The sequence below is a fragment of the Ignatzschineria larvae DSM 13226 genome (assembly GCF_038500265.1).
Lineage (GTDB): Bacteria > Pseudomonadota > Gammaproteobacteria > Cardiobacteriales > Wohlfahrtiimonadaceae > Ignatzschineria > Ignatzschineria larvae.
This window is the reverse complement of the sequence record NZ_CP150637.1, coordinates 2,332,133-2,347,683: the sequence shown is the minus strand read 5'-3', so window position 1 is coordinate 2,347,683 and position 15,551 is coordinate 2,332,133. Positions and strand designations below refer to the sequence as shown.

The window sequence follows — 15,551 nt, the reverse complement described above, 5'->3', positions numbered from 1 at the left end:
TTCTTTTTTTAAATATGATTTTAGATCATATAAGTTTTATTTTTTGAGGTTTTTTATGCGTATTGGAACTGTAAAATGGTTCAACGAATCTAAAGGATTCGGATTTATTACTCCTGATGATGGTGGTGCTGATGTATTCGTACATTTCTCAACTATTCAAGGCGATGGCTTCCGTACTTTAGCGGAAGGTCAAAAAGTTCAATTTGAGGCCAAAGAGAGTGATCGTGGTCTTCAAACAACTGTTTGTAAGCCTGCTTAATATTCATTTTATTAAGTGAAAGTTAGGTTGTTTAATTGTTCCAAGATTGTTAGTTATGCATTAATTAGTAACCTCTAGAACAAAAATTACCGGACATAAAAAACCTTCTAGGCAAAGCCTAGAAGGTTTTTCTGTTATAGTAAGCTCGGTTCAAAATAAGCTTATTTAAAAGCCGGGCATCAGCTGATCGAGTCAAGGAAGCCGTTCTATCCGGCATTATGCATGTGTTGTTTAGTACGGTTTTATATGACTCCACCATAGCTGTTTAAAAGCCATTTTTCTTAAACCAAATTTACTATAATTAGACAATCAAAAAACCTTCAAACAATGATTGTTGTTTGAAGGTTTGATCTATTATTTATCATGTTTTTCTAAGATAACAGCGTATTAATCAAGCTCTCATTGCAATTAATAGTGCTATCGCACAATATGCTTTGACTATCTCTGTCTATCGCTACATATTTGCAATCATCACATCGCCAAATTCGCTTGTAGAGACTTCAGTTGCGCCTTCCATCATGCGAGCAAAGTCAGCGGTAACTCTCTTCGATGAGATGGCACCATTGAGGGCTTTAATCACTAAATCTGCCGCTTCTGTCCAACCTAAATGACGAAGCATCATCTCAGCTGATAGGATAATTGACCCTGGATTAACAATATTTTTGCCGGCAATATCAGGAGCCGTTCCATGGGTTGCTTCAAAGATTGCAATTGAATCAGAAAGATTTGCGCCAGGTGCGATACCAATACCACCCACTTGAGCTGCAAGTGCATCAGAGATGTAATCACCATTTAAGTTGAGGGTCGCCACAACGGTATATTTCTCTGGTTCAAAGAGAATGCGTTGTAAGAAGGCATCGGCAATACTATCTTTGATAGTGATCATTTTACCAGTTTTAGGATTCTTAAATTCACACCATGGGCCATTACCAATGAGTGTTGCCCCAAATTCTTCTTTTGCTAACTCATATCCCCAATCACGGAAGCCCCCTTCAGTAAACTTCATGATATTCCCTTTATGTACTAGGGTGACATTGGGCTTATCATTATCGATCGCATATTGAATCGCTTTACGTACTAAACGCTTCGTTCCCTCTTCTGATACGGGTTTAATACCGATACCTGAAGTTTCAGGGAACCGGATTTTAGTGACATGCATCTCATTTTGTAAAAAATCGATGATCTTTTTCGCTTCAGCAGAGCCTGCTTCCCACTCGATTCCTGCATAGATATCTTCAGAATTTTCGCGGAAGATCACCATATCTACTTTTTCAGGGGCTTTAACCGGCGAAGGTACGCCTTGGAAATATTGCACAGGGCGCATACAGAGATAGAGATCAAGTGTTTGACGCATCGTTACATTCAGTGAGCGAATACCACCCCCAACAGGGGTTGTTAAAGGGCCTTTGATAGAGACGATATACTCTTTTAAAGCATCTAAAGTCTCCTGTGGCAACCACTCATTCTCACCGTATACCTTCGTTGACTTCTCGCCGGCATAGACCTCCATCCAAGCGATTTTACGTTCACCGTTATAGGCTTTTTGAACTGCTGCATCGATCACTTTTTGCATCACAGGCGTAATTTCTGCACCGACTGCATCTCCTTCAACGAAAGGGATAATCGGTTGGTTTGGAACATTGAGCGAAAAATCTGCGTTAATGGTAATTTTCTCGCCTTTCGGCACAATAATATGTTGATATTGCATAAATCCTCCAAAATTTTTAAAAGTTAAATAAAAATAAAAAATAAAATCACTAAAAAGATCGGTTATACAGTCAACGTATTATCAATATTTTGAGGGTATAACCTTTAAATTCTGGGTTGAATGATGCGTTTAGGGCCAATGGAGGTTGGCGTATGAGGCGCACCAATGCCTAAAAATTGGTTCTGATCGTTGTAAAGACGATAGAGAGGCTGCTCAAGTGTACCCTCTATGTGGATTCGTTGTCCATGGAGAATCCGATCGCTATCCATAGCATTGAAAGTGAGGATGGGCAGATCTGTTAATGCATGATCAATAGGGTAGAGAAATTGGTCAAGTTGTAACGGATTCGGGTCATTATTGATCAATGTTTCGAGTGTTTCTAAAGAGACCATCGGCGTATCGATAAAAGGATCGATAGCTAATCGGCGAAGCATCGTTAAGTGACCGGCTGTATCGAGTTTCTGTGCAATATCTTCCGCTAAAACGCGAACATAAGTTCCTTTTGAACAAGTCACAGTGGCGGTAAATTCATATTCGCCAAGATGATCAAGCGTTAAAGCTGAAATCGTAATAAGGCGAGGTTTCCGCTCTACTTCAATCCCTTCTCGAGCAAGTTCATAGAGACGCTTACCATTGTGGTGTAGTGCCGAGACCATCGGTGGCACTTGTTCTATTTCACCCATAAATTGTTGTAATACGTTATTGAGCTTTTCCTGCGTTAAATTTTGTGGAGGGGAACACATCTCGATGATTTCTCCCTCTTCATCCCCTGTTGCCGTTTTTTCCCCTAATTTACAGGTAAATTGATATTGCTTATCTTTATCGAGTAGTTGCCCTGCAAATTTAGTTGCTTCGCCAAAACAGATCGGCAGCATCCCGGTTGCCATGGGATCAAGGGTACCGCTGTGCCCCGCTTTTTCGGCATTAAAAAGACGCTTTACCCGTTGTAAAGCGTGATTACTTGTCATGCCTTTAGGTTTATCTAAAAGCAAAATGCCGTCAAGATGACGGCGTTTATGTTTAATTTTTTGATTCATCTTCGAACTCATTGTGAGGTGTTTCATCATTATGATGTTCTTTTGCTTTTTGCTCATCGGAACGAATCGCTTCCGTAATGAGAGACGTAATCGCATTACTCTTCTCTAACAGATCATCATAGATAAAGTGAAAGCGCGGAATTGTCCGTAAGCGTAAGATTTTCCCTAATTGCCGGCGAAATTCAGGTGCATACTCATGGAGTAAGTCAATCATCTCTTGCCGCTCTTCATCAGGCCCTAAATAGGTCACATAAACCTTTGCTTGGGAGAAATCCCGCACAGTTTCCACTAAGGTTATAGAGACTAGCATTGCCCGAGGGTCTGTAATCTCTTTGCGAATAAGCATCGAGAGCTCCTGACGGAGCTGCTCGTTAATGCGTTTTAATCGTGAATTAGTACTCATTATAATTTACGTTCTACTTCCACAGTTTCAAATACTTCGATCTGATCGCCAGGGCGCACATCGTTGTAGTTCTTCACACCGATACCACATTCGATACCAGCTCTTACTTCAGCAACATCATCTTTAAAGCGACGAAGTGACTCAAGTTCCCCTTCATAGATTACAATATTATCACGAAGTACCCGAATAGGGCTATTTCGTTTGATCAAACCTTCTGTCACCATACAGCCAGCAATTGCGCCAAATTTTGGTGATTTAAAGACATCCCGTACTTCTGCAATACCGATAATTTCTTCTTTAAATTGGGGTGCAAGTTTGCCGATAAGGGCTTTTTTCACTTCATCAATTACATCATAAATGACGCTATAGTAATAGAGTGAGAGACCTTCATCTTCGATAATCTTGCGGGCGCTGTTGTCTGCACGGACATTAAAGCCGATTACAAGCGCATCAGAAGAGACTGCAAGGTTCGCATCAGATTCAGTAATACCACCTACACCGCTTGCGATAACGCTTACAGTTACTTCATCATTTGAGAGTTCATGCAACGCATTTGTAAGTGCTTCAACAGAACCTTGTACATCGGCCTTAAGTACGATATTGACATGTTTAGTTTCAGCTTCACCCATTGAGTTAAAGAGATTCTCAAGTTTCGATTTATGCTGTCTTGCGAGTTTAATCTCACGGAATTTACCTTGACGGAAGAGAGCAATTTCACGGGCTTTACGTTCATCAGGTACGACCATCACTTCATCACCGGCGTTAGGTACACCAGAAAGACCGATCACCTCCACAGGAATTGATGGCGAGGCGCTTTCAACAGGCTGACCATTTTCATCAATTAAGGCTCTTACACGACCATATTCATAACCAGCAAGAAGAATATCCCCTTTCTTGAGGCAACCTGATTGCACAAGAATAGAAGCCACAGGACCGCGACCTCGATCGAGTTTCGATTCAATCACAGAACCACGAGCAGGACCTTCAGAAATTGCTTTAAGTTCGAGTACTTCTGCTTGAACTAAGATCTGATCAAGAAGATGATCAATGCCTTCCCCTGTTTTTGAAGAGACAAAAGCAAAGAGGTTATCACCGCCCCAATCCTCAGAAACGATACCATATTGTGTCAATTCAGACATAATACGATCTTTATCTGCTGAGGGTTTATCGATTTTAGTGACCGCGACAATAATCGGTGTTTCAGATGCTTTTGCATGCTGAATTCCTTCGATTGTTTGTGGCATGATGCCATCATCTGCAGCAATTACAAGTATGACAATATCTGTGACTTTTGCACCACGGGCACGCATTGCGGCAAAAGCACTGTGTCCTGGAGTATCTAAGAATGTAATGACCCCTTTATCTGTCTGTACATGATATGCTCCGATATGCTGGGTAATACCCCCTGCTTCGCCACTTGCAACATGTTCTTTACGAATATAGTCAAGAAGAGAAGTTTTACCATGGTCAACGTGACCCATGATAGTGACAACCGGTGGACGAGGTTTGAGAAGATCTTGACCACCTTGTTCGATAGAAGCAATCAACTCTTCTTCTAATGGGTTTTCACTCACAAATTTGTAAGTATGCCCCATCTCTTCAATCACAATCGCTGCAGTTTCACGATCAAGTAATTGATTGATCGTGACCATAGATCCTAAATTCATGAGAACTTTAATCACTTCAGCAGCTTTCACCGCCATTTTATGGGCAAGATCAGCAACGCTAATGGTTTCTCCTAATTCAACTTCAATCTGTTTTGTTGCTGTTGGAAGTTGGAAACCATGTTGTTGCTGTGGTTGATTACCGCGTTTAGTTTGACGGCGATTACCTTTCTTGTTTTCCCGTTTAAGTGTGATTTCAGCACGATCATCATCGTCATCACGGCCACGACCACGGCGACTACCTGCTTTACGAGATTTTTTAGGACTTGTTTTATCATCAGCAAGTTTTGCTACATTTTTGACAGGTTTTACTGTGATCTCATCTTCTACATCCTTGATAAGCACAGAATCATCAATATCCGCTGTTTCAATAACTTCAGGGACTTCAGGTTCCTCTTGTGTTTGGAACTGAATGGCCACTTTAGAGAGTGGTTTTTCAGTAGCAGAAGCCATTTTATTGAGACGCGCAATCTCTGCTTGTTGTGCTTTTTCACGTTGCTCTTTTTTGAGACGTTCAGCTTCTCGTTTCTCTTCTTGTTCCCGTTCAGCACGTTCTTTAGCGGCTAATTGACGTTCATGAGCCAATTTTTCTGCTTCAAGACGTTTAGTTTCTTGCTCAGCTTTACGCTGATCTTTTACAGCATCTTCGGGTGAAGATTGCGCTGGTTTACTTTCTATAACCGCTTCAGAAGCCTTTGTATCTGGCGTTGAAGGGACAGATCTGTCTACCGGAGGTGTTACCGTAGGTTCTGCTACTGCCTCATTAGCCGTTGAAGTTGCCTCTGCAATTGCAGTTTTTTCTTCTGGTGCAATCACATTCTCTTCAACTTTTTGCTTCACATAAGTACGACGACGACGAACCTCAACAGGCACCGTACGTGCTTGTCCTGGGGCTGTTTCAACCTTTAACTCTGTATGGGTTTTGCGTTTTAACGTAATTTTAGATGGGCTTTTTGCTTTATCTTTTTCACTCATTCTTATCTTCCAAGTAGACAAAATCTGTCTATTTCAATGTTATCTTTATCTATTCATACTATTCGAACCAGCTCTGTCTTGCTGCCATAATGTACCGACTTGCATCTTCTTCTTCCATTTCGGCGAGTTCACATAACTCATCAGTTGAAAGCTCTGCAAGATCATCTATGGTACGGATATTACTCTTTGCAAGCGTAATTGCAAGTAACTCATTATCATCTAAGAGCGCAATGAGTTCAGGCGTTGGCGCTGATTCCCCTAAATTTTGTAGTAACGCTTTCTTGTTATTGAGCGCTTCAATTGCAGCATCTCGTAATGCTTCGACAATCTCTTCATCGAACTCTTCAATTTCAAGCATTTCAAATACAGGCACATAGGCCACTTCTTCAAGTGTTGAGAAACCTTCACGAACAAGGATTTCCGCAACCTCTTCATCGACATTTAAACCATCCATGAAGATATCTATAATGCGACCGGATTCCTTCTCATATTTCTGCTGTGCATCATCGCTACCCATCACATTCAATTCCCAGCCTGTGAGTTTTGAAGCAAGGCGAACGTTCTGACCACCTCGGCCAATGGCTTGTGATAGCTTATCTTGGCTAACGGCAATATCCATCATATGACGATCTTCATCAACGACAACAGACATCACTTCAGCAGGTGACATGGCATTAATGACAAATTGTACAGGATTCTCATCCCAAAGGACGATATCAACACGCTCACCCGCTAATTCTTTCGTGATATTTTGCACACGTGAACCGCGCATACCCACACAGGCGCCCACAGGGTCGATTCGTTGGTCATGGGTTTTAACTGCGATTTTAGCACGACTACCAGGATCACGACTTGCAGCAATAATCTCGATAGAACCTTGATTGATTTCAGGGACTTCGATCTCAAAGAGTGCTTTGATTAAGGCATCGCTTTTACGAGAGAGCACAACCTGAGGCCCACGAGGGTTATCCATACTGATCTCTTCAAGGACGGCACGTACTTGGTTACCGATACGAAGTGATTCGCGAGGAATCATATTCTCTTTTGGGAGAAATGCTTCATCATTATCGCCGATATCCACATAAAAGTTACCTCGGTCGATTCGTTTGATTGTGCCGCGAATTAAGTCGCCAATTCGGTTCTCATAGCGACGTGCCATTTGGGTTCTTTCAGCTTCCCGAATTTTTTGGAAGATGATCTGCTTCGCTGTCTGTGCGCCAATTCGGGCAAATGGGATATTTTCAATCTCATCTTCGATGAAATCACCCACTTGAATGTTAGGATCATCAATTTGTGCCGCTGAAAGGGTGATTTGTCTTGTGGGCACTTGCTCTTCTCTTGGAAGATGATCATCAACCACCATCCAACGACGGAAAGTACGATAAGAGCCATCAGCTTTATTGATCTCAATACGAAGATCAACATCAATAGTATAAGTTCTGCGCGCAGCTGCAGCTAATGCGAATTCTAATGCCGCAAAGATCTCATCACGAGAAATCCCTTTCTCATTTGAGACGGTTTCTGCAACGAGTAGTATTTCTTTATTATTCATTTGAGAACTCTCTTAGATAAAATTAAAAGTCGATCACAAGCTGTGCTCGATCAATATTAGATAGCGGAATCATCACGGGCTCTTCCGAAAATTGATTGTTTTCAAGGCGCATAGACACAGAGAGATCTGTATCTGTGACAGCCACGACTTTACCCTGGAATTTACGGCGATTATTAATCGCAGAACGTAATTGAAAAGCGATGAGTTGATCAGGGTATTCAGCAAATTGTGCCGCATTAAAAAAGTATCGATCTAATCCTGGTGATGATACTTCAAGCGTATAAGCCATGGTAATAGGGTCGTGGACATCTAAAAGCCCCGTTATTTGGTGACTGACAATTTCACAATCCTCAATGCCGATGCCATCTGCTTTATCGATATAGATGCGCAAAATAGCATTTTTAGTATTTGGATGAAATTCAATCCCCCATAACCGATATCCTAGTGCTTCTACGGAAGGCGCTAGGAGTTCTGTAAGATTGTAAGGATCTTTACGCATATAGGTGATAATGTTCCATTTAGGTTAAATAAAATTTTAAGTATGCAAAAAGCCCGTTTAAAAACGGGCTTTTATTATTATTTGGTTGCGGGGGCCGGATTTGAACCAACGACCTTCGGGTTATGAGCCCGACGAGCTACCAGACTGCTCCACCCCGCGTCAATGAAGTAGCTATTATATACAGGAATCAGTTAAATGCAAATACTATTTTATAAAAACAGATAAATAGATGGTAGTTTATTGTTTTTAAAGGTCTATTTTTCGATATTTATGGGTGGCTTCTCGATAAATAGGAAAAGATTGTAATTTATGGAAATTCTTATTGAATATCTATTTTGTCGACTTTTTATAGTAAAACGGCGCAATAAGTCACAGAATCATCATTTTTACGGAATTAGAACAGATCAATTTAAAAAAAATGTGTAGAATGTTGTCATCAATTTATAAAGATCGTTGAGAAAGGGAGATTATGCCTGCAGGATTTTTAATGGCGCTCGCCATCTGTTTTGAGGTGCTCGGAACTGTCTGTATGAAGTTATCGAATGGGTTTCATGAAGTGATACCCTCTCTCTTTATGCTTGTTTTTTATGGCCTTGGTTTTTTAGCATTTGTTGCTTGTATTGCCCGTATTCAAATCTCAATCGCTTATGCACTTTGGACGGCAATTGGTATGGTGGCAATTTCACTTATCGATATCGCATTCTTCGATGCCCATATCTCCGGGCTCAAAATTGCAGCCTTTATTCTAATAAGCCTTGGTGTGATTGGTTTAACTTTTGAACCTCAATCACGTCATACCGGGAAGAAAGAGGGTGAGAAAGCATGAGTACAGTCATCCATTTTATCGACAGTATTAATGTTTGGGTACTGCTGATTTTTGCGATCTTTTGTAGTGCTTTTGCTACAACGAGCCTTAAATTTTTAGGCAGCGGGGCATCTAAATTGACTTTGGCGGGCGTAGTAATCGGTTATGCGCTCTTTCTGTTTCTCATTACATTAGTGATGCGCCGTATTGATATGAGTATTGGCTATGCTGTATGGGCTGGGCTTTCGACCGTCTTAATGACGATTTCAGGCACGATCTTTTTCAAAGAACATCTCACTGTGCAGAAGGTCATCAGCTTAACATTAGTGGTCGTCGGCGTTGTCTTACTCAACTTGGCCGATATGTCGATGACTTAATGGTTATAAGATCAGGTGATTGTTAAATCTTGTATTTGTATTCTTCCAAACAGCCATAAGAAAAGCCCAGATATATCTGGGCTTTTGTCTGTATCTATTTCTGCTAATGAGGCTGTAAGTTATTATTTTTTAACAAAATTATCCTCTAATAGATCGATAAAATCCTCTCCTTGCCCTTCTAAAATAGCTTTGGTGCCATAAAGTGCCATATGCTCGTAATTTTCTACTGTGGCATGCGGTGGAAAGATTAACTCTAATCGACTGCTATGGACATCTAAAAGTGCAGGCCCTTCGTGCGCTAAGAATGCTTGCACGGTTGTCTCTAATGTATGAGGATCAGTAGCACTAAAGCCCTTAAGACCGATAGCCTCAGCCATTTTAGCAAAGTCGGGATTTTGTAGTTCCGTATAGTGATTGACTAATCCTTCTGCTTTCATCTCAAGCTCCACAAAATCGAGCGTACCATTATTTAAAATGACAATTTTAAGAGGGAGTTTTTCCTGAACAATAGTCAACAGATCACCCATCAGCATTGTTAACCCACCATCACCACAGAGGGCAATGACTTGTCGATGAGGATAGGCTTTTTGTAATCCAATCGCTTGTGGCATCGCATTTGCCATCGTGCCATGTTTAAGTGAGATCAGTGTCCGGCGTGTCCCTTCAATCGCAAAATGGCGCAGTAACCAGACGGTTGCTGAACCGCCATCTGCCGTTGCTAGGGCATCTTTATCGGCATATTGACTGATAAGTGATGTTAAATATTGCGGGTGAATTAAGCCATCGTCGCCGGCGATAACCTTCTTATTGAGATGATCTTTTGTTTTTTGATAGAGTGTTTGATACGTTTTGAGGAAATGATCTTCGGTTTTAGCCGTCAATTGAGGAAGTAGGGCGGTGATAGTTTCACGAATATGACCTATTACACCTAAGGTGATTGGGAAGCGCAGACCAAGCTTATCAGGATCGATATCCACTTGAATAATTTTGGCATTCTTAGGATAAAATTGCGACCACGCAAAATCAGCTCCTAAAATTAGAAGTAGATCGCAATGCTCGATCATTTCATAACCAGAGCGTATTCCCATCATGCCGGTCATTCCCACATTGTAAGGATTATCCCCCTCCACAAAATCTTTCGCACGAGAGGTATGGGCAATAGGCGCTTTGAGTTTTTCGGCAAGGGCTAGGAGTTCAGGTTTCGCATCAGCACAGCCTGCGCCGGCATAAATGCCGATATTTTGATATTGATTGAGTAGCTCGGCAATCTTTGCAATTTCTCGATCTTGCGGTCGAATGAGCGGTTGTTCTGGAATATAGAGTTGGGATACTAACTGATCTTCTACTTCTGCTGCACTGATATCTGAGGGGAGAATAACCACTGCTAATCCCCGTTTACTGAGTGCTGCATGACAAGCTCGAGTCACAATGGCTTTAGCATCGCCCGGATGAGTGACCATTTCACAAAATACCGAACAGCCTTTGTAGATTGGTGCATAATCCACTTCTTGTGGGAAATTAGTGCCAAGGACATGAGTGGGGAGTTGGCTAGCAATTAATACAACAGGTGCACCATTGCGGTGACTTTCATAAAGGCCATTGATAAAGTGTAAGCTACCAGGGCCACAAGAGCCTGCACAAGCGGTTAAACGGTCACTAATTAGCGCTTCTGCGCCGGCAGCAAATCCGCCTGCTTCTTCATGACGCATATGCACCCATTCAATGTCGGTATGAAAGCGCATCGCATTAGTGACTTCATTGAGGGTATCTCCGACAACTCCATAACAACGTTTTACACCAAAATTTTCTAAGGTTTCCACGACAATCTGGGCGACTTTTTTGTGAGACATATCAGTATCCTCTTGTTGATAAGGATCTTCATCACCCGTCTTCCTGACGTATACTTCATCCTTGAGGGATTTTAATGGGATGAACAATCCGAGATAAAAGAGACCCCAATGGGCAAAGATTCTTCTCTGATCTAATGCATCACCGGGGGTCGTTCATTGATGAAAAATTATAGTAATATCGGTTCAAAATAAGCTTATCCAAATGCCGGCACATCAACTGATCGAGGCGAGAAAACTGTTCTATCCGGCATCTTGCAAGTGTTGTTTAGCATGGTTTGATGTGCTTTTAAAACCCTATACTAGCTACTTAAAACTATTTTTCCTAAACCAAATTCATTATATTTGATTATTTGTTGATGAAGTTGTCTTTGAGCATATCCATGAAAGTATGACCTTCACCTCCTAAGATGGCTTTAGTGCCATAGAGTGCCATATTTTCGAAGTTACTAAATTCAGGGTGCGGTGGCCAGATCAGTTCTAAACGATTGACATAGACATCTAAGATCGCAGGGCCATCAAAGGCTAAGAAGTTTTTCACCGTCTCTTCTAAGGTATGAGAATCTTTTGCTGAGAAACCTTTAATGCCGACAGATTCTGCAACTTTAGCAAAATCAGGATTTTGGAGATCGGTATAGCTATTAACAATCCCTTCTGCTTTCATCTCAAGTTCGACAAAGTCGAGCGTACTATTATTGAGAATCACCACTTTAAGAGGAATTTTTTCTTGTACAAGTGTTAAGAGATCACCCATTAACATCGCAAAACCACCATCGCCGGAGAGAGAGATTACTTGACGTGTTGGATAAGCTTTCTGAAGACCAATCGCCTGAGACATTGCATTGGCCATGGTGCCATGTTTCATTGAGAGCAGTGTCCGGCGTTTGCCATTTGTATGAAAATGACGTAAAGACCAAGCCATTGCTGATCCCGTATCTGCGGTTAACAGCGCATCTTCATCGGCATATTGACTGAGTAGCTCTGTGAGATATTGCGGATGAATCAGATCATGGTCGTGAGCGATAGCTTTCTCATTGAGTTTCTCCATTGCTTTTTTGTGCATCTCGGTATAGGTATGGAGAAATTCTGTTGATTCTCGCTGATGTAGATAAGGGAGCAGGGCATTGATGGTCTCTTTGACATTACCAATCACCCCTAATTCGATTGCATGACGAAGGCCGAGTTTTTTAGGATCGATATCCACTTGAATAATTTTGGCATGCTTTGGATAAAATTGAGACCAAGCAAAATCTGCGCCGAGGATTAAGAGCGTATCGCAATGCATTAGCATCTCATAGCCCGATTTAACGCCCAACATTCCGGTCATACCCACATTGTAAGGATTATCCCACTCAACAAAATCTTTCGCGCGAGAGGTATGCGCCATGGGGGCATTGAGCTTCTCACACAGTGCTAATACTTCATCTCTTGCATCTTCACAACCTGCGCCGGCATAAATCCCGATTTTACCATCGGCATTGAGAAGTGCTGCCATTGCTTGAATTTCATCATCTTGCGGACGAACCAGAGGATTCTTAGGTTGATACTGTTGTAAGACAGGCGCATCTTCTACTTCTGTTGCACTGATATCGGAAGGAAGAATGACAACCGCAACGCCTTTCTTTGTAATTGCCGCTTGGCAAGCACTCATTAAGATTCGTTTGGCTTCATGCGCGTTGGTGACGGTTTCACAGAAGACAGAGCATGTTTTATAGATAGGTGTGTAATCTACTTCTTGTGGGAAATTGGTGCCAAGGACATTAGTCGGTAATTGGCTAGCGATAAGCACAACAGGGGAACCGTTACGATGACTCTCAAAAAGGCCATTAATAAAATGCAAACTACCAGGACCACAAGAGCCCGCACAGGCAGTAAGATTCTTGGTCATAAATGCTTCTGCGCCGGCCGCAAAACCACCAGCTTCTTCATGACGCATATGTACCCACTCAATTTTGCTATGGTAGCGCATTGCATCGGTTACTTCATTAAGGGTATCACCGACGACCCCATAGCAACGTTTCACCCCAAAGTTTTCTAATGTTTCTACCACTATTCGGGCAACTTTTTTCTTAGCCATTGTCTACTCCCATAATTTTAGTCAAATGATAAGATGTCATCATCTTAAACAGATTCTATTATAGGGGAATCACTTATTTTTATAAATAATAATCATTTAATATAAATAAATTAATCAGTATAAAACAGTATAAATAAATATAAAACAATCAACATAAACCTATATATTTATTAATATATGCTAACTATATATGAGGATATATCATATGGTTTTTACGGATTCAATAATAAGTGTGCTCGACTACAAATCAAAAAGATGATGGCAAGCTAGATTAGATCTACAACCTATCCTACCATCACCTAATCTATTGTTATAATTTATTTTATTAATGATAGGTTTATTTTTTAGGGAATCCTTACTAAAAGAGTGAGAGTTTATCTCTAAAGCTTGATCATGAGGTGCTAATGTTCAAACTCGCAATGTTGACGTTCTAAACGCCACGACGATTGCCCCAGAGCAACGCATGCAGCTGTGGTAAGACTCGAACATTTTTGAGGGCGGTGGATTGCATCACTTTATCGACTAGTTGCCGATACCTTTGGAGTAGATAGTGAGCTATCGCCGCTTCATCATGATCCTCTAATCGATCATTTCCTACTTGTAGATAGAGGGGAATATCCGGATAAAGCTGGTAGATCTCTTCGGCATAGCGTAAATCCTCATCATTAAAAATGACGACTTTAAGGGAGATATTCCGTCCTTTTAATCGCTGAATAATTTGAGTTAATAACGGGAAATCGGTGATCATTTCACTTGAAGGGGGTTTAGGGGAGAGAGTGACCTCATCGATCTCTAAGAGTGCTTCATTCCAATGAGATCCTTGGGTTTCAATCGCAACTTTAAAACCCGCTTGATGGAGTAAGTGCACCAATTGATCTAATCCCTTAAAGAGCGCAGGATTACCGCCACTAATGGTAATATGATCTACACGATTGTGTTGTAAATGATCTTGTTGCAATGCAATGAGTGCTGTCAGAATCTCTTCACTATTCATTAAGGTAGGTTTAACAGATCCATCCCAAGTGAATTTCGAATCGCACCAAACACATTGATAGTCGCAGGCAGCAAAACGGACAAAGCAAGTTTTGCGCCCAATGACCATTCCCTCACCTTGAACCGTTGGGCCAAAAATCTCTAATACCGGGAAGTTCATATAAAATCCTCCGCTTTGGGTCGATAGCAGACATAACTTGTCGGTGTTTCGCGTACTAATACTTGGAGGCAACGGGGCTGGTGGGGAAGGGTATTCAGATGATCTTGTATTCGTCGCCAAATGGCTTCGGTGACCACTTCAGTGGAAGGTGGGCGCGTACTAAAATCCTCATGGTGATTGAGTAGTGTGTGATCATAGGGGGCATGAACCAGCTTTTTAATCAGCTGAAAATTCACTAAAAAACCACACTCATCTAGCGTATCTCCGACAATTGTGATATTGACAAAATAGGTATGGCCATGAACTTGTTGGCAGATGCCGGCGGATGGATCGGGAATATGGTGGGCGGCTGCAAAATGAAGATCCTTATTCATCTCATAACGAAAAGGATGGGCAGGCGTTGGGTAGAATTGCTGTAACATCTTATTCCCCCTTTTCTGCTAAATATGCTTCTAATCCTTTTTGCCGTAAAATACAGGCCGGGCAAACACCGCAACCAGAAGCAGGAATCCCTTCATAGCAGGTCAGTGTTTTTTGTTGAATATAATCAAATGCGCCTAATTGATCAGAGAGTGCCCATACCTCTTTTTTATCTAACCACATTAACGGCGTATGAATTTGAAAATCGGCCTCCATTGCCAAATTTAATGTGACATTGAGGGATTTTACAAAGTTATCTCTGCAATCAGGATAACCACTGAAATCGGTTTGACTGACACCCACAATAATATGTTGAGCTTCTCTCTGATAAGCCACCATTGCCGCAATAGAGAAGAAGAGATGATTACGGCCGGGAACAAAAGTTGAAGGTAATTCTCCCGCTTTCTGTTCGATGTTGACCTGATTGCTGGTTAAAGCATTTTGCGTGAGTTTAGAGAAGAGATCGAGTTGGAAAGGAAGCCATTCTACGCCAAGCTCTTTGGCAATCGCTTTAGCATGTTGCACCTCTTGCTGATGGCGTTGTCCGTAATCGAACGTTAAAGCAATAACTTCTTGGAATCTCTCTTTTGCCCAGAAAAGGCAAGTAGTGCTATCTTGACCGCCGCTAAATACGACGATTGCTCGCTGCTGTTTCACATGAATCTCCTTAGTTTTTTATAGAGGGTTGCGCTAGAACCTCTTCAATAGCGTCGCAAAAGTATAGCAAACTTTAAAAAAGAAGCTAAAGGGAAATAGAATTTTTTATAAATAAATT

At 41.5% G+C, this 15,551-nt stretch carries 14 protein-coding genes, 1 tRNA gene and 1 riboswitch; of the genes, 3 read left to right on the top strand and 12 right to left on the bottom strand.

All coding sequences use genetic code 11. The annotated features are described in order from the left end of the window. Positions 1–55 precede the first annotated feature (55 nt). Entirely contained in the window at positions 56–259 is a 204-nt protein-coding gene (locus WMO13_RS09705; RefSeq protein WP_026879571.1) for a cold-shock protein, read from the top strand. Positions 260–713: 454 nt separating this feature from the next. Here the strand turns inward: WMO13_RS09705 and icd are convergent, their stop codons facing one another. From icd to WMO13_RS09670, 7 genes are all read right to left on the bottom strand, one after another. Then, positions 714–1,967: an NADP-dependent isocitrate dehydrogenase gene (gene icd / locus WMO13_RS09700; RefSeq protein ID WP_026879570.1), complete on the bottom strand. Its 1,254-nt coding sequence runs from the start codon at positions 1,965–1,967 to the stop codon at positions 714–716. Between the two features lie 104 nt (positions 1,968–2,071). Then, a complete protein-coding gene (truB, locus tag WMO13_RS09695; RefSeq protein ID WP_026879569.1) occupies positions 2,072–3,004 on the bottom strand; it encodes a tRNA pseudouridine(55) synthase TruB in 933 nt (310 codons plus the stop codon). Next, positions 2,988–3,407 carry a 30S ribosome-binding factor RbfA gene (rbfA, locus tag WMO13_RS09690; protein WP_051396336.1) on the bottom strand — a complete coding sequence of 140 codons (420 nt, stop codon included), beginning with the start codon at positions 3,405–3,407 and terminating at the stop codon, positions 2,988–2,990. Before rbfA ends, truB begins: the two co-directional genes overlap by 17 nt. Continuing rightward, the gene (infB, locus tag WMO13_RS09685) at positions 3,407–6,046 is read right to left on the bottom strand and encodes a translation initiation factor IF-2 (protein ID WP_026879568.1); all 2,640 of its coding nucleotides are present in this window, start codon (positions 6,044–6,046) and stop codon (positions 3,407–3,409) included. The genes rbfA and infB overlap by 1 nt, the downstream gene beginning before the upstream one ends. A gap of 58 nt (positions 6,047–6,104) precedes the next feature. Continuing rightward, complete coding sequence (nusA, locus tag WMO13_RS09680; protein ID WP_026879567.1) at positions 6,105–7,598, bottom strand: transcription termination factor NusA; 1,494 nt, start codon at positions 7,596–7,598, stop codon at positions 6,105–6,107. Positions 7,599–7,620: 22 nt separating this feature from the next. Continuing rightward, positions 7,621–8,097 carry a ribosome maturation factor RimP gene (gene rimP, locus WMO13_RS09675; protein WP_026879566.1) on the bottom strand — a complete coding sequence of 159 codons (477 nt, stop codon included), beginning with the start codon at positions 8,095–8,097 and terminating at the stop codon, positions 7,621–7,623. A gap of 82 nt (positions 8,098–8,179) precedes the next feature. Then, a tRNA-Met gene (locus WMO13_RS09670) sits at positions 8,180–8,256 on the bottom strand. A 310-nt stretch (positions 8,257–8,566) separates the two neighbouring features. On the opposite strand from WMO13_RS09670, the gene WMO13_RS09665 reads away from it, so the two are divergent. Then, positions 8,567–8,923: a DMT family transporter gene (locus WMO13_RS09665; protein ID WP_051396335.1), complete on the top strand. Its 357-nt coding sequence runs from the start codon at positions 8,567–8,569 to the stop codon at positions 8,921–8,923. Then, complete coding sequence (locus WMO13_RS09660; protein WP_051396334.1) at positions 8,920–9,279, top strand: DMT family transporter; 360 nt, start codon at positions 8,920–8,922, stop codon at positions 9,277–9,279. Before WMO13_RS09665 ends, WMO13_RS09660 begins: the two co-directional genes overlap by 4 nt. Positions 9,280–9,401: 122 nt before the next feature. On the opposite strand, the gene WMO13_RS09655 is transcribed toward WMO13_RS09660, so the two are convergent. The 5 genes from WMO13_RS09655 to queC form a co-directional block, all read right to left on the bottom strand. Beyond that, complete coding sequence (locus tag WMO13_RS09655) at positions 9,402–11,129, bottom strand: thiamine pyrophosphate-dependent enzyme (RefSeq protein ID WP_026879564.1); 1,728 nt, start codon at positions 11,127–11,129, stop codon at positions 9,402–9,404. Positions 11,130–11,475: 346 nt separating this feature from the next. Further along, positions 11,476–13,203: a thiamine pyrophosphate-dependent enzyme gene (locus WMO13_RS09650; protein ID WP_026879563.1), complete on the bottom strand. Its 1,728-nt coding sequence runs from the start codon at positions 13,201–13,203 to the stop codon at positions 11,476–11,478. Positions 13,204–13,633: 430 nt separating this feature from the next. After that, positions 13,634–14,356 (bottom strand): 7-carboxy-7-deazaguanine synthase QueE, encoded by a 723-nt coding sequence (gene queE / locus WMO13_RS09645; protein ID WP_026879562.1) that lies wholly within the window; start codon positions 14,354–14,356, stop codon positions 13,634–13,636. After that, positions 14,353–14,778 carry a 6-pyruvoyl trahydropterin synthase family protein gene (locus WMO13_RS09640; protein WP_026879561.1) on the bottom strand — a complete coding sequence of 142 codons (426 nt, stop codon included), beginning with the start codon at positions 14,776–14,778 and terminating at the stop codon, positions 14,353–14,355. Before WMO13_RS09640 ends, queE begins: the two co-directional genes overlap by 4 nt. A gap of 1 nt (position 14,779) precedes the next feature. Continuing rightward, complete coding sequence (gene queC / locus WMO13_RS09635) at positions 14,780–15,433, bottom strand: 7-cyano-7-deazaguanine synthase QueC (RefSeq protein ID WP_026879560.1); 654 nt, start codon at positions 15,431–15,433, stop codon at positions 14,780–14,782. Positions 15,434–15,437: 4 nt separating this feature from the next. Next, positions 15,438–15,482, bottom strand: a riboswitch (PreQ1 riboswitch). Between the last annotated feature and the right edge of the window lie 69 nt (positions 15,483–15,551).